Here is an 18,459-nt window from a genome sequence, read left to right as displayed (position 1 = left end):
TATGCAAGAACCAATTCCGGGTGTGCCGCTGGAGCAAACCCCTTTCGGCCTTTTTGGCCCCTTTGGCCGCCAACTTCTGGCCGTCTGCAAGGCCGCCAGCGTGCTGGGCAGTGCCGTGTTTGTGCTGCTGGTCGCCATGAGCATCGTCTCCATCGTCGGCCGCAAGCTGTGGTCTGCCCCGGTGCCGGGCGATGTGGAGCTGCTGCAGGTGTGCAGCGCTTTTGCCGCCTCCACCTTTTTTGCCTATTGCCACCTGAACGGTGGCGATGTGAAGGTTGATTTCTTCACCGCCCACCTGCGGGTTGCCAGCGTGCACCTGCTGGATGCCGGGGGCTCCTTGCTGGTGGGCTTGTTTGGCGCGCTGTTGGCCTGGCGCACGGCGGCGGGCGCACTTGGCGTGCGCGAAGCGGCGGAGACCACCATGATTTTGGACCTGCCGCTGTGGTGGGGCCAGATCGCCATGGTGCCGGGCTTTGTGCTGCTGGCGCTGGCGGGCTTCTACATGGTCGCCTGGCATCTGGGCCAGCGCCGTAAGCATGCGGATGTAAATACCAGCAGCGTGGGGGTGCAGCCATGAGCGGTATTGCAGTCGGTTGCTGGGTGTTTGTGCTGTTGATGGGCCTGCTGGTGCTGCGCGTGCCGATTGGCATCGCCATGTTCACCATGGGCGCGGCGGGTTATGTGTACCTGACCGGGGGCGACACCACGCCGCTGCTCAGCATGCTGAAAAACATGGCCTACGCCCGCCTGTCCAACTACGACCTGGTGGTGATTCCGCTGTTTCTGCTGATGGGGCAGTTTGCCACCCACGGCGGTTTGAGTGCGGCGCTGTTCCGGTGTGTGTCGGCCTTCATGGGCCACTGGAAGGGCGGCGTGGCGATGGCGGCGGTGGGCGCGTGTGCGGGCTTTGGGGCGATTTGCGGGTCGTCCCTGGCTACGGCCGCCACGATGGGCCAGGTGGCTTTGCCAGAGCTGAAACGCTTTGGCTACGCGGGCAGTTTGTCTACCGGGGCGCTGGCCGCCGGGGGCACGCTGGGCATCATGATTCCGCCGTCGGTGCCGCTGGTGATCTACGCCATCCTGACGCAGGAATCCATTGGCAAGCTGTTCATGGCAGCGGTGCTGCCCGGCATCATTGCCATGCTGGGCTACATGCTGGTCATCAGGATCATGGTGGCGGTGGACCCCGCATCCGGCCCCGCCGGCCCGGTCGTGCCCTGGGCCGGTCGGCTGAAGGCACTGTGGCAGGTGCTGCCGGTGCTGGGCGTGTTTGCGGTGGTGATCGTGGGCATTTATGGCGGCTGGGCCAACCCGACGGAGGCGGCTGCGATTGGTGCGGCAGCCTGCGGCATTTTGGCCATCGCCACCGGCGGCATGCGCATGCAGGGCGTGCTGGCCAGTGCCCTGGGTACGGCCCAGGCCACGGCGATGATCTTTCTAGTGCTGGTGGGGGCCGACATGCTCAACAGCACGCTGGCCTTGTCGCAAATGCCGGTGGAACTGGCCGCCTGGGTGCAGGCCCAACAGCTCAGCCCGATGCTGGTGATGCTGGTCATCTTGCTGATCTACATCCTGCTGGGCTGCGTGATGGACAGCCTGGCCATGATTCTGCTGACCATTCCGATCTTCTACCCGGTGGTGATGGGCCTGGACTTTTACGGCATGACCGCCACCGACAAATCCATCTGGTTCGGCATCCTGGCGCTGATGGTGGTGGAGATCGGCCTGGTGCATCCGCCCGTGGGCATGAACGTCTACATCATCAACCGCCTGGCCAAAGACGTGCCCTTGAAAGAAACCTTCAAAGGCGTGATGCCCTTCCTGGCCTCGGACTTCATCCGCATTGGTTTCTTGCTCGCGTTCCCGTCGATTGCCTTGGTGCTGGTGCGCACTTTTGGTGGTTGACACCTTTGCCGTGCCTTCGGGCACTTTCTTTGTATAAAAAAACCCATTAAGGGTGGAGGAGACTCACATGACATTCAAACTCACACGCCGCTCGTTGATTGCTGCGATGCCCATGATGGCCACCAGTGCGGGCATGCTCGCAGGGTGCGGCGGCGGAGACGCTGCGGCAGCGGTCAGCGCGGAAGACACCGCGCTGAAGTTCGACGCCACGGCCTACACCACCGTCAACGTCACGCTGGACGGCGTGGCGCTAAAGGTGCGCCAGTACCGGCGCGTGTATGTGGCCAAGCCCGTCAAGATGGCGCTGACGCAGCAATCGTTTGGCTCGACCACCACCAGCACCCTGGCCGACCCGTATGTGTACCAGACCATGTTCATCTCGGTAGCCGAAGACCTGGTGGCGGACCAGACCAAGCCGATCTACGTGGTGGTCAACAACTCTGGCTGGATGACCAGCGCGGTATCTACCAGCATTACCGAAGCGAAAGCCTTTGTGAGTACCAACGACACGGACGCGATTGGCGCGGCCCTGAAGGCCGGGTTTGTGGTGGTTAACCTGGGTACCCGCAGCCGGGGGGCCCGCGCCGAAGATGGCCGCTGGGCAGGCAAGTCCCCGGCCCCGGTGGTCGATACCAAGGCCGCCATCCGCTACCTGCGGCTCAACGACAGCCTGCTGCCGGGCAACACCAACCGCATCATCCTCACCGGCACCAGCGGTGGTGGCGGGCTGACATCTGCCGTCTCGGCCAGTGGCAACAGCGCCGACTACTTTCCCTACCTGGCCGACATCGGTGCAGCAGGCATACAGGGCACGGGCAGTGCAGCCACCAGCACCCTTAAGGACGATGTGTTCGCAGCGGTGGCCTACTGCCCGATCAACAACCTGGGCAATGCCGATGCCGGGTACGAGTGGGAATACAACGCCACCCGCACCGACACCAATACCGCTGCCCTGGGCGGCGTGGCCTACTCGGCAGGCCCGCAGCCCGCCGCGTCCACCGCGATTGCCGGTACTTTTGCGGCCTACCTCAGTGGCCTGGGCCTGACCCGCGAAGATGGCTCGGCACTGACCGCCGCCAACATGCGCGACAGCACCCAGGTATTCCTGAAAAAAGAAATCGAAGCCCAGCTCGCCAAGGGCACGGCCGTGCCCGCGCTGGGGGCCAACTTCACCATCGGCGGGGTGGCGTACCTGAACGACTGGCTGACCCTGGCGGGCAGTGGCACTGGCGCTACGGTGGCCAGTATCGACTACGCCAAGTACCTCGCCTTCGTCACCAAGATCCGCGTGCTCAAAACCGTGGTGGCCTTCGACCCGGTGGGCGTGACCGGCAACCCCAACATCAGCGGTGAATCCACCCTGTTTGGCTCCGACTACTACGGCTACTCCAACTTCACCGCCTGGAGCTGGGCCAACAACGCCGTGAAGGGCGACGGCTCGGGCGTGGACGACACCGGCCTGGCCTGGGATGCGGTTTTGGCCAGCAGCACCAGCAAACTGGCCACCCAGCTCAAGCTGATCAACCCGATCGCCTACCTCAACACCAGCGCCGACACCGCCCCGTATTGGTATGTGCGCCACGGCATGATCGACCGTGACACCGCGTATGCCATGCAGACCCTGCTGTACTACGCGATCAAAAAAGACGCGTCGGTCAAAGAGGTGGACTTCAAGTACCCCTACCTGGTGCCACACAGCGGCAACTACGACGTGCAGGAAGCCTTCAGCTGGATCAAAGCCAAGCTGGCTGCCAACCCCTGACCCTTAGCGCACCCCGGTCCGGGGTGCTTTTCATCCCACCCGTTAAAGCACTTTTATGGCCAGAATCATCGGCGGCGTAGCCGTCTCGCACACCCCCACCATCGGCTTCGCGTTTGACCGCGACAAGCAGGCCGACCCGGTGTGGGCCCCCATCTTCGAGGCGATGGAGCCGGTCAAACAATGGCTGGCAGATGTCAAGCCCGACGTGGTGGTGGTCACCTACAACGACCACGTCACCTCCTTCTTCTTCGACCACTATTCGGCCTTTGCGCTGGGTATTGGCGAACGCTATGAGGTGGCTGACGAGGGCGGTGGTGCGCGTGATCTGCCGGGCATAAACGGCCACCCCGCGCTGGCCGCGCACATCGGCCAGTCGCTGATGGCGGATGAATTCGACATGTCTTTCTTTCAAGACAAACCGCTGGACCACGGCTGCTTCTCGCCGCTGTCCGTGCTGTGGGACCATGCAGACGGTTGGCCGGTAGACATCGTGCCGCTGCAAATGGGCGTGCTGCAATTTCCGCTGCCCAGCGCCCGGCGTTTTTACAAGCTGGGCCAGGGCCTGCGCCGCGCCATCGAGAGCTACCCCGACGACCTGCGCGTGGTGATTGTGGCCACCGGCGGCCTGTCGCACCAGGTACACGGCGAGCGCGCGGGCTTCAACAACACGCCTTGGGACATGCAGTTTTTGGAGCTGTTCGAGAACGACCCCGAGCGCCTAGCCAGCCTGACCCACGCCGAGCTGGCCACGCTGGGCGGCATGGAAGGTGCCGAGGTGATGATGTGGCTGACCATGCGCGGGGCCTTATCGTCCCAGGTGCGCAAGCTGCACCAGGCCTACTACCTGCCGTCCATGACCGGCATCGCGGCGGTGGTGTATGAGAATTTGGCCGGCCCGGTGATCGCGGGCGAGGTCGAGCGCCACCGCGCCGCCATGGCCGTGCAAATGGCCGGGGCCGAGCGCCTGCAAGGCAGCTACCCGTTTAACTTTGCGCGTAGCGTGAAGGCGCTGCGGCTGAACCGATTTTTGCGCGATATGGCTGTGCCCGCGCACCGCCAGCGCTTCCTGGCCGATGGCCCCGCGTATATGCAAGAGAAGGGCCTGACCGATGCAGAGTGCGACCTGCTGGCGCGGCGCGACTGGCGCGGCCTGATCCATTACGGCGCGATCTTCTTTGGGCTGGAAAAGCTGGGTGCGGTGCTGGGCGTGTCCAACCTGCACATCTACGCCGCCATGCGCGGCGAAACGCTAGAGGTGTTTCAGCAAACCCGCAACGCCCCCAACGCGCTGTATTCGGTGGCCGGTAGCGATGCTCCGCCGCAGACTTGGGGTGTACCTTCGCAGACGTAGATTTACTATATTTTTAATAGCTACATGCGTAGGTGAAGTATGCGCTAGAGGCCTATTTCATTAAAATTTTATCGGCCGTTCACATCGGCAATACACCGGCTTCAAAACTTTACCCAAGCCACTTAAGCAGCATACAAGCCGCACCTATGCTGCCGCGCAGTGCGCATCCGTTGTGGCTGTGGTTTTCTCAAAACATACAAAGGGGTGGGGCCATGCTGGCACAATTTTTCGGGCGGATATGTCTGCTGTGGGTGATGGGCTTTGTCGGTTGCGGCGGTGGGGGCGACAGCAGCACGGCGGCGCCCACCATCACGACACAACCGGTGTCCCAAGCGGTGGTAGTCGGTGCCAGTGTCACCTTGAGCGTGGTGGCCAGTGGCAGTAGCACCCTGGCCTACCAGTGGCGCAAAGGGGGCGTGGCCATCAACAGCGTTACCGCCGCCACCTTCATCATTGCAACGGTCACCGCCGCCGACGAGGGCGACTACGACGTGGTGGTCAGCAGCGCCGACGGCAGCGTTACCAGCTCTACCGCCACGCTGACGGTCAGCACCGCCACCGGCGCGCCCACCATTGGCACGCAGCCGGTTGCGCAATCGGTGAGCACCGGTGCCAGCGCCAGCTTCAGCGTGGTGGCCTCCGGCACCGGCACGTTGACCTACCAGTGGTACCAGGATGGCACAGCCGTCTCGGGGGCTACCGCCAGCAGCTACACCATCGGCGCGGTGGCCACCATGCATGCGGGCAGCTACACGGTGGTGGTTAGCAACACCAATGGTTCGGTGACCAGTTCGGCGGCCACCCTGAGTGTGTCCACCTCGACCAGCACCAACGGCACACTGAGTAGCGCTGTCTATACCGCCGCAGTGGCGTTCAATACCACCTTGAGCAGTACGCAAAAGACCACGGTTCAATCGACCTGGAGCATCGACACGGCGCGCAAATGGTCCAACCTGCCATCCACGATGGTGGCCCGCAACGGCGTCAAATGGGGTGACCTGAGTACCGCCCAGAAAACCGCTGCCCGCACCCTGATCGCCACCGCCCTCAGCACGGCGGGCAACGACCTGCACATCGGCATGCAGGCGGCGGACGACTATCTCGCTGCCAACGGCGGCGGCACCAGCAGCTACGGCGCGGGCTACTTCTACATTGCCTTCATCGGCACGCCCTCGACCACGGGTTTCTGGATGTTGCAACTCACCGGCCACCACCTGACCTACAACATCGCCCTCAACGGTACGTACAAATCGCCCACCCCGCTGTTTTTGGCGATCGAACCCCGGGCCGCGTTCACGCAAAGCAGCGTGGCCTTTGACCCCATGTCGGCGCAGCGCACGGCCATCGCCAACCTCGGCTCCGCGCTCACCGGATACGCTGCGGCCAAGCTCAGTGGCACGTATGGCGACATCCTGTTTGGAGCCAAAGGCTCGGGCAATATCGACGGCACCTGCACGTCGCACACCTTCTCCACCTACGCATCCACCGGAGTGGCGTACAGCAGCCTGTCTTCCAGCGCCCAGGCGTTGGTGCAGGCCGCGATCACGGCGTATGTGAACACCCAGGCCAGCGAATACGCCACGGAGCTGCTGGGCAGCTACCTCAGCGCCACCGCGCTGGCTTCGACCTACGTGGGCTACACCGGTGACGGCACGGTAACCACGCAGAACAACTACTTCCGCATCGTCGGCCCGCGCGTGTGGATCGAGTTCTCGGTGCCCAGTGGTGTGATCATCCAAAACGATGTGCATTACCACACCATCTGGCGCGACCGGGTGGCCGATTACGGTGGTAACTGCGTCGGTAGCTGATGCGCTTGTGCAGGCTTGTACGTGCCGCGCTGATCGGCTGGCTCTGCATCGCCTGGATGGCAGGGGCATCGGCCCACCCCATGCCCGAGAGCCGGGTGTGGATAGACACCACGCCCAGCGGCTTGCGGCTCACGCTGCAAATGCCGCTGATTCCCCTGGAATCTGCCTTTGGCCAGCCGCTGGCCGACTATTCCAGCACGGTGTTGGCGCAGCACGGCGAGGCCTTGTCGCGCTACCTGCTACAGCACGTGGGCGCGCGCAGCGGCAATGTGGGTTGGCAGGCGCTGCGCCTGCAACTGTCGGTGCAGGGCCATAACGCCTCGGCCGAGCTAGAGGCGGTGATGGAGCTGCGCGCCCCGCCCGGTGCCGACCCGCGCAGCCCCACGCTGCTGTTGGATGCCATCACCCACGAGGTGCGCACCCACCGCGTGCAGGTTTTTTTGCGCAACGACTGGGCGGGCGGCATGGCCGGCCAGCCGCCCCTGCTGCTGGGCGAGCTGGACTTTGCGCACAACCGCCTGCCGCTGGCGTTGGACGCGCCCCGCAGCAGTGCCAGCATCGTTCGGCTGCTACAGGCCGGGGCGTGGCACATCGCCGAAGGCACAGACCACCTGCTGTTTTTATTCTTGCTGCTGCTGGTGGCCCCGCTGCAAGCCCAGCCCCGGCGCTGGGGCCGCGCCCTGGCCGTGCGGCCCGCCTTGCGCCAGATCGTCGGCGTGGTCACCGCCTTTACTCTTGGCCACACCTTGACGCTGGTGCTGGGCAGCACTGGGCTGCTGGTGCTGCCATCGCAGCCGGTGGAAGTGGCCGTGGCCGCCACCATCGCCATTGCGGCGGGGCACGCCTGGCGGCCGCTGTTTTTGCGCGGCGAGGCGCTGCTGGCGCTGGGGCTGGGCCTCATCCACGGGCTGGCTTTTTCTGCCAGCCTGTCCGGGGCCGGTTTGACCCCTTGGCAGCACGCCCAGGCCCTGCTGGCCTTCAACCTGGGCATCGAGCTGGTGCAGCTGGCTTTGCTGGCGCTGCTGTTGCCGCCATTGCTGGTGTTGGCGCAGCGCCAGCCCCTGTTCTATACCCGTACCCGCCGTGTGGTCAGTCTGCTGGCGCTGCTGATGGCGGCCTGGTGGATTGCAGAACGCCTGGAGTGGCTGCCTGTGGCCCTTATGCCGCCCGGTGGCCTTGGGTAAACGCCTCCTCAAACACCGAGTAGCCCGCCCAGTCGCTGTGCGCAAAACCCAGACGCTGCGTTTTTTGTAGCTGCCTGCGCAGGTCTATTGTGCGCTGGAGGCCGATTTGGCTTGAAGCTGCGGGCGTGGGGATGGCCATCGCGTGGCCGTAGCGGGTGATGGCGATGTGGGTGGTTTTGTGGACGATGTCGGGGTGGGCGGTGGCCAGCTCGGCCAGGATCTCGTCGCGCCACGCGGCCCACGGCTTTTCCATCAACACGCGCCGTCCATTCGGCACATCGCCCAACGCCCGGTAGTAGGTCAGCACCGTGGCGGCGGGCACGGGCAGCAGGCTTTGGTGCATGGCATCCACATAGCCTAGGCCCGCCGCGCCATACAGCACGTTGTCCCAGCTGGGCGCGGGGCCGGGGCGATCAAACAGCGGCGTGGCGATGTGGATGTTGGCCACCAGCCACGGCGCATACGTGGTGCGGGCGGCGGCCTGGCGCAAAAAATCCGGCGGGTTTTGCAGCACGCGGGCCGCGATGAACACCGGCAGCGCGATGATGGCGCGGCGGGCCTGCCAGCGCTCTAGCGCCTGGGTGGCGGTGTTGAAGGCATCCACCTCCACGCCGTGGCGCGTCTCGGCGATGCGCATGATCACCTGCCCGGTGCGCAGCCGGTCACCCAGCGGTGCGGCCAGGCGCTGCGTCAACCAGCCATTGCCCTCGGGCCAGGTCAGCACACTGTCACGCTCGCCCGCGTCCATGCCGGGCGCGTGGAAGCCGTGGCGGCTGGCAAAGTAGTGGATGCCCGCCCAGGCCGACACGGTGGCCGCGCCCGCGCCAAAGTCGTCGCGGCAGCAGTAGTCCAGATACCAGCGCAGGTGCGGGTCGGTCAGGCCTTGCTGGTCCAGGTATGCTTTGAAATTGATAGCTGCTAGTGCTTGTTGTACCTGCGCTAGAGGTTGATTTGATATAGGAATCGTCCAGCGGGCCTGCCGCCGCAGCTGCGCCACCAGCGTGGCAAATTTTTGGTACTGCGCCTGTGTGGCTGCGCCCACGCCCTGCACCGGCAGCAGGCCGTCTTGCCATGCACCAAAGAGAAACAAACGCTCTTGCGGGCTGTGGCACAGGTGGCGCTCGTCTATTTGCCAGCGCCCCGCCACGCGCTGGCGCAGGCCCAGTTCTTCCAGAAAATTCTGCACATCCGGTGCGTCGTCGCCCGGCACCGGCAGGTAGTGCGCGCCCAGCGGGCAGGCGATGCCACCGATAGCGCCAGCCCGGCTGTTGCCGCCCGCGCTGTCTTCCAGCTCCAGCAGGGCAAAGTCTTCCACGCCCTTCAGCCGCAAGCCCCGCGCCGCCGCCAGCCCGGCCACACCGCCTCCGGCAATCAGTACGTCGGTTGTCCGCGTCACGCTGGGGGCAGGCCCGGTGCGCGCACCCCGCAGCAGGTGGCCGCGCTCGAAGGCGATGCCGGTGAAGCCACCGGTAATCTCGCGGGTGGGCGTGCAGCCCAGCAGGGGCAGGGCGGGGGTGGCGAGGAAGTGGCGGCGCTGCATGCGCGTTAGCCCTTGTTTAAAACAGCGCTTGCGGGCCGCTGCGACAACCACCGGCTGACCGGGTCGCGCAGCCCCTGCCGGGTGGCCCAGCGGGCGGCGCATACCGCTGCCAGCCAGGCGGACATCGCCAGTGCCAAGCTGGGTGCCGTGCCGCCGTCCAGGCGGTGCAAGGCCGTGCGGCCCAGCACCAGCGCCAGAGACAGCAGCAGGTACATCACCAGCGTGTGCTGACCCGCCGGGGCCAGCCATACCACCCAGCGCGGGGGTGTGGGGTGGCGGTGTTGGTAGCGCATGCAGCAGCCTATGGCCGTAGCGGCAAGCCACATGCCGGGCAGGGCCGCCAGCAACGTGTAGCCGCCCAGTTGCGTGGAGTCAGGTTGGCCCAGCGCATGCAGCCGCACGGCGGCCAGGGCAATGCCCAGGTTCAGCGCCAAGGCCAGCACCAGTTGCCCAGTGCCCAGGTGGCGGCTCCAAAATTGGCGGGCAAATCGCCGTGGGCCCAGCAGCCCGAACCGCCGCGCCAGCATGCCGGCCACCGTCAGCCACAGCAGCATGGGCAGAAAAAACAGTACTGAGTTGATTTGCGCCCACAGGTAGGCCGCCGCATTGCCCGCCATGAAGGCCCACAGCGTGGGCGCGTGCATGAGCGGCTGTGCCCGTAGTTCCGCATCGGCGGATGGCGCCAACCACAAGATGCCCGCCACAAGCACCAGCAGCACCGCCACCAGTACCGCAATGCGCCGCCCTATGCGCAGCAATTGGGCTGGTCGGGCGGTGGCCCAGCGTGCTGCCAGCCAGCCGCACAGGGCGTACATGGTCAGGATGTCGCCAAAGTACAGCAGCGCCCCGTGGAGCACGCCGACCAGCAGCAATTTGCGGTAACGCGCACGCAGCCCCAGCCGCACATCCAGGCCCGTGGCGCGCAGCCGCAGTGCCAGATCGCCCAGGCTGAAGCCGAACAAAAAACACAGCACCGACCAGGCTTTGCCCTGCACCAAGGCCAGCAGCAGGCCGTGCAAGACCAGCGCCAGTGGCGAATCGGCAGGCAGCGGCCCGCCCACGGGCTGGGGGTAGTCGGGGGCCTGGGCGTAGCCCACCGCGTTGACGATAAACACCCCCAGCAGCGCCAGTGCGCGCAAGGCATCGACCCAGGGGTTGCGCAGGCTACGGGCTGCCATCACCGCCCCGCCACCTGTCCCCATTCGGCCTCGTAGGTGGTCACCAGCACCTGGTTCGACAGGCGGTTCACCTCGGTGGGCACGCGGGCCATGTCCAGTGGGAAGTCGAACAGGGCGGGCAGGCTGTGCGGGCTTAAAAAGCGCAAACCATCGGGCAGGGCGCTGGGCAGGCGGTAGGGGCGGCGGCTGGCGATGGTGAAGCCCCATTCGCCAAAGCTGGGTACATGGGCGTGGTAGGGCGTGGCGGTCAGGCCCACGGATTCGATGGTGGTGGCCACGGTCCAGAAGCTTTTGCGGGCCACCAGGGGCGAGGTGGTCTGGATAACGGCATAGCCGCTGGCCGCCAGGCGCTGGTCCAGCAGGCTGTAGAACGAATTGGTGTAGAGCTTGCCAATGGCGAAGTTGGTCGGGTCGGGGAAGTCCACCACGATCACGTCGAAGGTGTCTGTGGTGGTTTGCAGCCAGTGGAATGCGTCGGTGTTGACGGTGTGCACCTTGGGAGAGCGCAGCGCGCCGCCGTTGAGCTGCACCAGCGCGGGCTGCTGGCTAAACAGCGTGGTCATGGCCGGGTCTAGCTCGACCAGGGTGATGCTTTCCACGCCGGGGTATTTCAAAATTTCGCGCACCGCCATGCCGTCGCCACCGCCCAGCACGGCTATCTTTTTGGGGGCTCCGTGGGCCGCCATTACCGGATGCACCAGGGCCTCGTGGTAGCGGTATTCGTCGCGCTGGGCGAATTGCAGGTTGCCGTTCAAGAACAGCCGGTAACCCGCCTTGCCCTCGCCCACGCCGTGTGTCACCACGATGCGCTGGTAGGGCGAGGTGCTGGCCAGTACCACGCGGTCTTGGTAGAGCTTGTCTTCGGCCCAGGTGGTGATGCGGTCGGCCCCGGCCATGCCCAGCGCCAGCGCGGCCAGCGTGAGTAAGCAGGCCAGCGCATGGGCGCGGAACTGGCGCAGATCGTGCCGAAACAGCCACAGCGCCCACAGCGCCACGGCGGCGTTCATCAGGCCAAACAGCAGCCCCGTGCGGATCAGGCCCAGGTGCGGCACCAGCAGCAGCGGGAACGCCAGCGACACCGCCAACGCGCCCAGGTAGTCGAAGGTCAGCACCTGCGACACCAAATCCTTCAGCGCCACGTTGCGTTGCAGGATGCGCATGACCAGCGGAATCTCCAGCCCCACCAGTGTGCCGACCAGCAGCACCAGGCTGTACAGCAGCGGGCGGAAAGCACCCGGCAGATACGCATTTGCTATAAAAAGAAGAGCTGGTAACGCACCACCGATAAGCGCCACCAGCAGTTCTATGCGTAAAAAATGCGCGGGCAACTGGCGCTCAAAAAACCGCGACAAATACGAGCCCACGCCCATCGCAAACAAATACGTGCCGATAACGGTGGAAAACTGCAACACCGAGTCGCCCAGCAGGTAAGACGCCAGTGCCCCCGCTGCCAGCTCATACACCAGCCCGCAGGCAGACACCACAAACACGCTGGCCAGCAGCGCCACCTCGACCGGGCGCGGCCCGGCGTTCTCAGTCCGCATCAATGGATAGCGGCCGCCACGATGATGCAGATGCCCAGCGACATGGCCGCCACCACCAGGGCCAGCGCCAGGTTCTGCTTTTCAATGATCTCTTCCCACAGCTTGTAGGGCGTGAGCTTGTCCATCAGCACAAAGCACAGCGCAAACACCGCCACGCCCACCAGCGCAAACACGATGGAACCTAAAAACACCTCGGGCCGCAGCCATTCGACAACCATATTGGTTACTCCTTAAAAAATTACTTGTGTCCGCCGCCGCTGCTGTAGCCGCCAAACGAACCACCGGACGTGCGGGTGCTGGAATTGCAGTTCTCCACATTCGGGTTGCAGTTCCGGCGGGTGCTGAGAACCACCACCAGCACCACGATCACGATGATCCACAGCACGGTTTTCGGGTCGATGTTGCCGCTGCCCAGTCCCAGCGGCGTGGCATCGCTGCGCTGGAGCAGGTCTTTTTTACCCTCCAGCTTGAAGGCCGTGGCCACCAGCGCGCTGTTGATTTGGCTGCCGACCGACCAAGTGACTTCTTGCGCGGTTTGCTCTCGGGAAAGCAGGCTTTTGCCGCTGGCGAAGTCGCGGTTGCTGGTTTTTTGGCCGCGCTGCACCTGCCAGTAAAACTCGCCCAGCACGTAGCTGGTTTCGGCGTTGTAGCTTTCCTTGAGCGCATAGCGGCTGCCCAGGTAGGTGGCGCTCTGGCCGCTGACCGCCATCTCGGGTGCGCCGGTGGTGGGCTTTACCAGGCTCCAGCCGTCAAGGCTGTCTACCAAAAACGTAAAGCCGCGCTTGGCGTTGAAGAGTAAATATTCCTCCCAGCCAAATTGTTCATCGTCGCCCGGCACGCTGCCCATGCGGTGCTGGAAGCCCACCACCTGCCAGACCACGCCTTGCAGCGTGCCTTGGCTGCCCAGCGGAATCAGCGGTTGCACGGGCTCGTCTTGCGCGGTGTGCTGGAGTTCGCCGCCGATGCCTCCGGTCAGGTCGATCAGGCTGTGGCAGGCCCCGCAGGTGATGCTTTTGCTGCTAGCCAGCGCCACGGCCACCGGTGCGCCGCAACTGGGGCAGTCGAACTGGCGGCCTTTTTCTTCTTTGGCTGACTCGGCGCGCAGGCCGACCAGCTTTAAATCGTCCAGCAGCACCGCCGAGCCGATGGACAGGCTGGGCGGCTGCGCGCCGTAGTCCACGCTGAGCACTTCGCCTGCCGCACTGCGCAGCTCGACCATGGCGAAGGGCACGCCCAGCGCGGGCAGGTGCGGCAACTCGCCTTGGGCCGATAGCAGCGCCACGCTGTGGTTGGACGCGACGCTGAAGGTTTTGCCGTTGATGGCGGTGGTCGCCCCCACGCGGAAGTGCTCGGCGGCTGGAATTTCGCGCTGGGCCAGCAAGGGCGTGGTGAACACATACGCCCCGTTGTCTTCGCTTAAAAAAGCGCTGCTGCCGTCGGCCAGCACCGCATGCCATTCGGTCCAGGTGCCCTCGCCGTATTTGTATTGCAGGCGGCCCACCAGGGTAAAGCCTTGGGTTTTGTAGCTGCCGCTGGCGTGCAGTTGCAGGGGGCTGTGGTCGTCAAACAGCTCGGCCATTTTGCCGATGCGCGACAGCACCTCGCCGCTGCGCACTACCGTGCTCTGGCAGTAGGCGCAGATGGCGTGGCTGGACTGGGCGCTGACAAAGTCTACCGGCGCACCGCAGCCAGGGCAGGGTGCGCGGTAGGCGCGTTGGGGGGACGGGGTCGCCACGAATCGAAAGGCTTAAACCAGTTTTTTCAGCAGCTCAGCCTTCTTGGAGTCGAACTCTTCCTGCGTCAGGATGCCTTTGGCCAAGAGGCCGCCCAGCTTCTCCAGCATGGCCATCACCTCCTCGGGCTTCATGCCCACAGCGGCGGGGGCTGCTGCTGTGTGGCCCTGCAAACCGGCTTGCAGGTTTTGCGCCAGCACCTGGCCCAGCGCCACGCCCGCGCCCAGGCCCATCGCGTCGCCCGCAATGCCACCGCCACCGCCCGCGCCTTCGGCGAACTTGGGGATCGCCTGGGCGGTTTGGTACTGCATGAACTTGCCCATGTCGTTGCCCACCATGCCCATGCCGATTTTTTGGTCCAGCACTTTTTGCAGGTCTTCGGGCAGCGACAGGTTTTGCACCGTCATGCCGTCCAGTTGCAGGCCGAGCTTGGCAAATTCCGGGGCCAACTGGGTGCTGAGCGCCTGGGCAAATACCTGCTGGTTGGCGGCCAGGTCCAGAAACGGGATGCCGCTGCTGGCAATCGCCGTGCTGATGTTTTGCAGCACCAGGCCGCGCAGTTGGCCGTCCACATCGGCCACGCTGTACACATCGCGCGTGCCGGAGATTTCGGTGTGGAACAGTTTGGGGTCGGCCACGCGGAAGCTGTAGTTGCCAAAGGCGCGCAGGCGCACCGCACCAAAGTCGGCATCGCGGATGGTGATGGGCTGGGGCGTACCCCACTTTTGGTCGATCTGCTGGCGGGTGCTGAAGAAGTACACGTCGCTCTTGAACGGCGAGGCGAACAGCTTGTCCCAGTTTTTGAGGTAGGTGAGCACCGGCAGGGTCTGGGTGGTCAGCTTGTAGATGCCGGGGCCAAATACGTCGGCCACCTGGCCTTCGTTGACAAATATGGCCACCTGCGAGGCCCGCACGGTGAGCGAGGCACCGTTTTGGATCTCCATGTCCGCCACGGGGAAGCGCCAGGCCAGGGTGCCGTCGTCGTCTTCGGTCCATTGGATGATGTCTATGAACTGTTTGCGAATGAAGTCCATCAAGGCCATGCGGTGCTCCTGTTGCAGAAAGGGTGAGGCATGGTATCCGACGCAGTGCGGGTTAATCCCCTCCGCCACCGCAGCCACCACCACCGCAGTTGCCGCCGTCTGAACCACCGTCCGAGCTGCTGTCAGAGCCGCCAAAGTCGCCGCTGCCGCCATCCCCACCACCACCACCAAAGTCGCCGCCGCAGTAGGCCCCGGTGTCGCTTTGGGCGCCGATGTCTTTGCAGTCGGGCGTGTAGCGGTAGCCGCCTTCAATGCCGAATTTGGCATCCAGCGCAAACAGCAGCGGCAGGCGGCTGGGTTGGCGGGGGTGGATGCTTTCTTCCTTGCAGGCCCAAAACCAGGTGCGGCGCAGGCCGTTGTTGTGTTGCGGGTTGCGGCCCATCACCTCGGCCGGGGTGTGGTGCAGCATGCTGCCAAAGGCGCTTTGGCACCAGCGTGCATAGCCTTGGGTGTGCAGGATGTAGGCGTGCCAGGCGGTATCCACCACCTTGGACGGCATGCCCACAAACTGCCGCCCGCTGCGCAAATGCGCCATAAAGAACTGCCGCAGCCCGCGCAGCACCAGTTCGGCATCGCGCGCATGCAGGCCGGGGTGGGCGGCCAGAATGTGGGTGGTCAAAAAGCGCGGCAGCGCAGCATCGCGGATGAACTGCCTGCGCAGGCCCAGCTCCATGGATGTCAAGGCCGCCCGCAGCAACACCCCCATACCCAGCACCAGCAGCCACCACCACTGGCGCTGCGTCAGACCCCAAACCGCCAAGGGCAGCAGTACCCACAGCAAACCACGGCGGGCCCATACCAGGGTGAGGATGCGTTGGCGAAGGTTCGGGTGCGGCAGGTGGGGCATGGGCGCTACTGTAGCCAAGAATTTTTTTGCTACATTAATAATAGCTGTCTGCGCATGTTTTATATGCGCTAGAGGCCTAAAAGGCTTGAAAATTTAAACAGCTGTGCGCGAAGTCCGGGTCACTATTAAATGGGCGCGCCGCGCTGCAAACTCTGCCGTTGCACCTGCGTTGGCGCAAATAGACTGATGAGCGCGTCCAGCAGCGCCTGGGCCTTGGCGGAATGGTCGGCACCAAAGTTGCACACGTACACATCCAGCGTCACGCCGCGCTGCTCGGGCCAGGTGTGTACGCACAGGTGCGACTCTGCTAGCAAAATAGTAGCTGTAACCCCACCGGGGCCATGCGCTGTGGCTGGAAATGTATGAAACAACTCGCCCACTGCTTGCAAACCGGCGGCGTGTACGGCATCGCGGCAGGCCACGCCCAGCAGGGGCGCATCCAGCAGCCAGACGGCGGCACAGCGGCAGCCATGCAGGTCGGCAGTGAGGTGCAGGCCTTGCATCCGCTCAGGCGGTGGGTGGTTTGGGCAGCCGGGGCGGGCAGGCGCGCAGACCGGCGATCAGCATGTCCACCAGGGCCGGAGCGGCGCTGGCCAGCGGGTAGCGCTGGGGCGCAAGCAGCCATTCGCGCATGGTGCCAACGATAAAGTTGCTGACGGCTTGCTGGCAGAGGAATGTGTCGGTGTCGGCCGGCAAGAGGCCTTGGGCCATGGCTTGCTGCAAGATAGTTTCCACCCGCGCCTGGCATTCGTCACGGCAGGCCAGGTCGTCCTCCAGCACATCGGCCACTTCGCCGATGTTTTCGCACTTGAGGAACAGAATGCTAAAAATTCGCTGCTGTTTGGGGGATTCGGCCAGGGTGGTCAGTGCGTGCACGCACAGGTAGCGCAAGGCCCCCAGTGGGTCGTTGGCGGTGCAGGTCGATAGCTCCACTAGCATGGACTCCATCGGCAGCATGGCCTGTTGGAACAGAGCTTGTAGCAAAGCGGCCTTATCTTTAAAGTGCCAGTAGATGGCGCCTCGTGTCATACCCGCAGCGGCGGCGATGTTGGCGAGTGTGGTTTGGGCCACGCCCTTGTCGAAAAACTCGCGCTCGGCGGCATCCAGCAACGCGTCATAGGTATGCTGAGTGTCTTCTTTGGTTTTTCTGACCATGGCGAGGTGCTGTTTCCGGGTTACTGGCTTACAAAAATAAACATACATGAATGTATGTGATACTACATCAACCTCATTAAACCTCAATATGTTTATGTCCATCGCAACGCCTCGCGCTCCATCCCTCGGCCACTCCCCTACACGCACTGAACGCACTGCGCGCCAGCGGTGGTTGGCTCCCTTTTTATTGGCCGCACTGCCGTTGGCGTTGGTGGCCTGCGGTAAGTCTGCGGGCCAGGCCGGTGCCCCCGGTGGTGCCATGCCGCCACCCGAGGTGTCGGTGGTCACCGTGACCGCCCAGGACCATGCGGTCGAGCTGGAGTATGTGGGCCAAACTGCCGGTTCGCGCGAAACCGAGGTGCGGGCCCGGGTGGCCGGCATTTTGAGCAAGCGCATGTTTGAAGAGGGCTCCACGGTCAAGGCCGGTACGGCACTGTTCCAGATCGACCCGGCCAATTTCCAGACCCAGGCCGCCTCCGCCGATGCCAATGTGGCCGTGGCCCAGGCCAAGGTCAACCAGGCCCAGCGCGACCAGGCCCGTCTGGCCCCGCTGGTGGCCGAGAAAGCCATCAGCCAAAAAGAATTTGACGATGCGAAGTCGGCCGCCGAATCCGCCGCTGCATCTCTGAAGCAAGCCCAAGCCCAGGCCAATGAGGCCCGCCTGAACCTGGGGTACACCACCGTGCTGGCCCCCATCAGTGGCACCACTGGCACGGCGGCCAAGTCCGACGGCAGCTTGGTGTCGGCCACTGACAGCCTGCTCACCACCATTGTGCAAACCAACCCGATGTATGTGAACTTCAGTGTGTCCGAAGCCGACCTGCTGCGCATCAACAAGCAAGTCGGCGCGGGCCAACTGGCCGTACCCGGCAAGAAGTCGGCCAATGGCAGCCTGGGTTTCAGCGTCAACGTGAAACTGGCCGATGGCAGCATCTACCCGCGTGCGGGCAAGCTCAACTTCACCGGCGAAAAGCTCAACCCCGCCACCGGCAGTTTCGATGCCCGGGCCGAAATCCCCAACCCCGATGGCAGCCTGCGCCCCGGCCAGTTTGTGCGCGTGTTGCTGGGCGGAGCCAGCCGTCCTAATTCCATCAGCGTGCCGCAGCGTGCGGTGATCGACAGCCCTATGGGCAAGATTGTGTTTCTGGTCACCCCCGACAACAAGCTGGCCCCGCGCCCGGTGGAGTTGGATGGCTGGACCAAGGGCGAGTGGATCGTCACCAAGGGCGTGCAAAGCGGCGACCGCGTGCTGGTGGAGGGCTTCATCAAGGCCCATGAGCCGGGCATGACCGTCAAACCGGTGCCCTATGTGGCTGCCGCACCCGGTGGCGCACCGTCCGCAGAAAAACCGTCTTCTGCGCCCGCTAGTGCTGCTGCACAAGCTGCGAAATAAGGAGCAACACCCC

The 18,459-nt window shown here is 64.3% G+C and carries 16 protein-coding genes; 7 read left to right on the top strand and 9 right to left on the bottom strand.

Annotation, left to right across the window (positions count from 1 at the left end; all coding sequences use genetic code 11):
• The first annotated feature begins 1 nt into the window (after nucleotide 1).
• The 6 genes from AC0969_RS01915 (at nucleotide 2) to AC0969_RS01890 (ending at nucleotide 8,013) form a co-directional block, all read left to right on the top strand.
• Nucleotides 2–577 (top strand): TRAP transporter small permease, encoded by a 576-nt coding sequence (locus tag AC0969_RS01915; RefSeq protein ID WP_479622432.1) that lies wholly within the window; start codon nucleotides 2–4, stop codon nucleotides 575–577.
• Entirely contained in the window at nucleotides 574–1,905 is a 1,332-nt protein-coding gene (locus tag AC0969_RS01910; RefSeq protein ID WP_479622431.1) for a TRAP transporter large permease, read from the top strand. Before AC0969_RS01915 ends, AC0969_RS01910 begins: the two co-directional genes overlap by 4 nt.
• A 67-nt stretch (nucleotides 1,906–1,972) precedes the next feature.
• Complete coding sequence (locus AC0969_RS01905; RefSeq protein ID WP_479622430.1) at nucleotides 1,973–3,667, top strand: subtype B tannase; 1,695 nt, start codon at nucleotides 1,973–1,975, stop codon at nucleotides 3,665–3,667.
• A gap of 55 nt (nucleotides 3,668–3,722) precedes the next feature.
• The gene (locus tag AC0969_RS01900) at nucleotides 3,723–5,018 is read left to right on the top strand and encodes a gallate dioxygenase (RefSeq protein WP_479622429.1); all 1,296 of its coding nucleotides are present in this window, start codon (nucleotides 3,723–3,725) and stop codon (nucleotides 5,016–5,018) included.
• A 212-nt stretch (nucleotides 5,019–5,230) separates the two neighbouring features.
• Nucleotides 5,231–6,829, top strand: a complete 1,599-nt coding sequence (locus AC0969_RS01895) for a DUF3500 domain-containing protein (RefSeq protein ID WP_479622428.1) — start codon at nucleotides 5,231–5,233, stop codon at nucleotides 6,827–6,829.
• Nucleotides 6,829–8,013 carry a HupE/UreJ family protein gene (locus AC0969_RS01890; protein WP_479622427.1) on the top strand — a complete coding sequence of 395 codons (1,185 nt, stop codon included), beginning with the start codon at nucleotides 6,829–6,831 and terminating at the stop codon, nucleotides 8,011–8,013. The genes AC0969_RS01895 and AC0969_RS01890 overlap by 1 nt, the downstream gene beginning before the upstream one ends.
• Here the strand turns inward: AC0969_RS01890 and AC0969_RS01885 are convergent.
• The 9 genes from AC0969_RS01885 to AC0969_RS01845 all read right to left on the bottom strand — a co-directional run bounded on the left by AC0969_RS01885 (nucleotide 7,988) and on the right by AC0969_RS01845 (nucleotide 17,053).
• Nucleotides 7,988–9,553, bottom strand: coding sequence for an NAD(P)-binding protein (locus AC0969_RS01885; protein WP_479622426.1), 1,566 nt, complete (start codon nucleotides 9,551–9,553; stop codon nucleotides 7,988–7,990). The two genes, AC0969_RS01890 and AC0969_RS01885, sit on opposite strands and share 26 nt — an antisense overlap.
• A gap of 5 nt (nucleotides 9,554–9,558) precedes the next feature.
• Entirely contained in the window at nucleotides 9,559–10,731 is a 1,173-nt protein-coding gene (locus AC0969_RS01880) for a DUF418 domain-containing protein (RefSeq protein ID WP_479622425.1), read from the bottom strand.
• On the bottom strand, nucleotides 10,731–12,275 hold the full coding sequence (locus tag AC0969_RS01875; RefSeq protein WP_479622424.1) for a polyamine aminopropyltransferase: 1,545 nt from the start codon (nucleotides 12,273–12,275) through the stop codon (nucleotides 10,731–10,733). The genes AC0969_RS01880 and AC0969_RS01875 overlap by 1 nt, the downstream gene beginning before the upstream one ends.
• On the bottom strand, nucleotides 12,275–12,493 hold the full coding sequence (locus AC0969_RS01870) for a DUF350 domain-containing protein (protein ID WP_479622423.1): 219 nt from the start codon (nucleotides 12,491–12,493) through the stop codon (nucleotides 12,275–12,277). Before AC0969_RS01870 ends, AC0969_RS01875 begins: the two co-directional genes overlap by 1 nt.
• A 20-nt stretch (nucleotides 12,494–12,513) precedes the next feature.
• Nucleotides 12,514–14,010 (bottom strand): DUF4178 domain-containing protein, encoded by a 1,497-nt coding sequence (locus AC0969_RS01865; RefSeq protein WP_479622422.1) that lies wholly within the window; start codon nucleotides 14,008–14,010, stop codon nucleotides 12,514–12,516.
• A gap of 12 nt (nucleotides 14,011–14,022) precedes the next feature.
• Nucleotides 14,023–15,051, bottom strand: coding sequence for an SPFH domain-containing protein (locus AC0969_RS01860; RefSeq protein ID WP_479622421.1), 1,029 nt, complete (start codon nucleotides 15,049–15,051; stop codon nucleotides 14,023–14,025).
• A gap of 52 nt (nucleotides 15,052–15,103) precedes the next feature.
• A complete protein-coding gene (locus AC0969_RS01855; RefSeq protein ID WP_479622420.1) occupies nucleotides 15,104–15,898 on the bottom strand; it encodes a glycine-rich domain-containing protein in 795 nt (264 codons plus the stop codon).
• Nucleotides 15,899–16,023: 125 nt separating this feature from the next.
• On the bottom strand, nucleotides 16,024–16,401 hold the full coding sequence (locus tag AC0969_RS01850; RefSeq protein ID WP_479622419.1) for an S-adenosylmethionine decarboxylase family protein: 378 nt from the start codon (nucleotides 16,399–16,401) through the stop codon (nucleotides 16,024–16,026).
• Between the two features lie 4 nt (nucleotides 16,402–16,405).
• Nucleotides 16,406–17,053, bottom strand: coding sequence for a TetR family transcriptional regulator (locus AC0969_RS01845; protein ID WP_479622418.1), 648 nt, complete (start codon nucleotides 17,051–17,053; stop codon nucleotides 16,406–16,408).
• Between the two features lie 187 nt (nucleotides 17,054–17,240).
• Here AC0969_RS01845 and AC0969_RS01840 point away from each other — a divergent pair, with 187 nt between their 5' ends.
• Entirely contained in the window at nucleotides 17,241–18,446 is a 1,206-nt protein-coding gene (locus AC0969_RS01840) for an efflux RND transporter periplasmic adaptor subunit (protein ID WP_479622417.1), read from the top strand.
• Nucleotides 18,447–18,459 lie beyond the last annotated feature (13 nt).

The sequence above is a fragment of the Rhodoferax sp. LB1P47 genome, assembly GCF_056521445.1.
The sequence above is the reverse complement of the archived record's forward strand: the minus strand, read 5'-3'. Positions and strand labels throughout refer to the sequence as shown.

What these genes read in the sequence shown, in the direction of transcription:
- AC0969_RS01915 (WP_479622432.1), top strand. Translation starts at nt 2, where the DNA reads ATGCAAGAACCAATTCCGGGTGTGCCGCTGGAGCAAACCCCTTTCGGC.
- AC0969_RS01910 (WP_479622431.1), top strand. Translation starts at nt 574, where the DNA reads ATGAGCGGTATTGCAGTCGGTTGCTGGGTGTTTGTGCTGTTGATGGGC.
- AC0969_RS01905 (WP_479622430.1), top strand. Translation starts at nt 1,973, where the DNA reads ATGACATTCAAACTCACACGCCGCTCGTTGATTGCTGCGATGCCCATG.
- AC0969_RS01900 (WP_479622429.1), top strand. Translation starts at nt 3,723, where the DNA reads ATGGCCAGAATCATCGGCGGCGTAGCCGTCTCGCACACCCCCACCATC.
- AC0969_RS01895 (WP_479622428.1), top strand. Translation starts at nt 5,231, where the DNA reads ATGCTGGCACAATTTTTCGGGCGGATATGTCTGCTGTGGGTGATGGGC.
- AC0969_RS01890 (WP_479622427.1), top strand. Translation starts at nt 6,829, where the DNA reads ATGCGCTTGTGCAGGCTTGTACGTGCCGCGCTGATCGGCTGGCTCTGC.
- AC0969_RS01885 (WP_479622426.1), bottom strand. Translation starts at nt 9,553, where the DNA reads ATGCAGCGCCGCCACTTCCTCGCCACCCCCGCCCTGCCCCTGCTGGGC.
- AC0969_RS01880 (WP_479622425.1), bottom strand. Translation starts at nt 10,731, where the DNA reads ATGGCAGCCCGTAGCCTGCGCAACCCCTGGGTCGATGCCTTGCGCGCA.
- AC0969_RS01875 (WP_479622424.1), bottom strand. Translation starts at nt 12,275, where the DNA reads ATGCGGACTGAGAACGCCGGGCCGCGCCCGGTCGAGGTGGCGCTGCTG.
- AC0969_RS01870 (WP_479622423.1), bottom strand. Translation starts at nt 12,493, where the DNA reads ATGGTTGTCGAATGGCTGCGGCCCGAGGTGTTTTTAGGTTCCATCGTG.
- AC0969_RS01860 (WP_479622421.1), bottom strand. Translation starts at nt 15,051, where the DNA reads ATGGCCTTGATGGACTTCATTCGCAAACAGTTCATAGACATCATCCAA.
- AC0969_RS01855 (WP_479622420.1), bottom strand. Translation starts at nt 15,898, where the DNA reads ATGCCCCACCTGCCGCACCCGAACCTTCGCCAACGCATCCTCACCCTG.
- AC0969_RS01850 (WP_479622419.1), bottom strand. Translation starts at nt 16,401, where the DNA reads ATGCAAGGCCTGCACCTCACTGCCGACCTGCATGGCTGCCGCTGTGCC.
- AC0969_RS01845 (WP_479622418.1), bottom strand. Translation starts at nt 17,053, where the DNA reads ATGGTCAGAAAAACCAAAGAAGACACTCAGCATACCTATGACGCGTTG.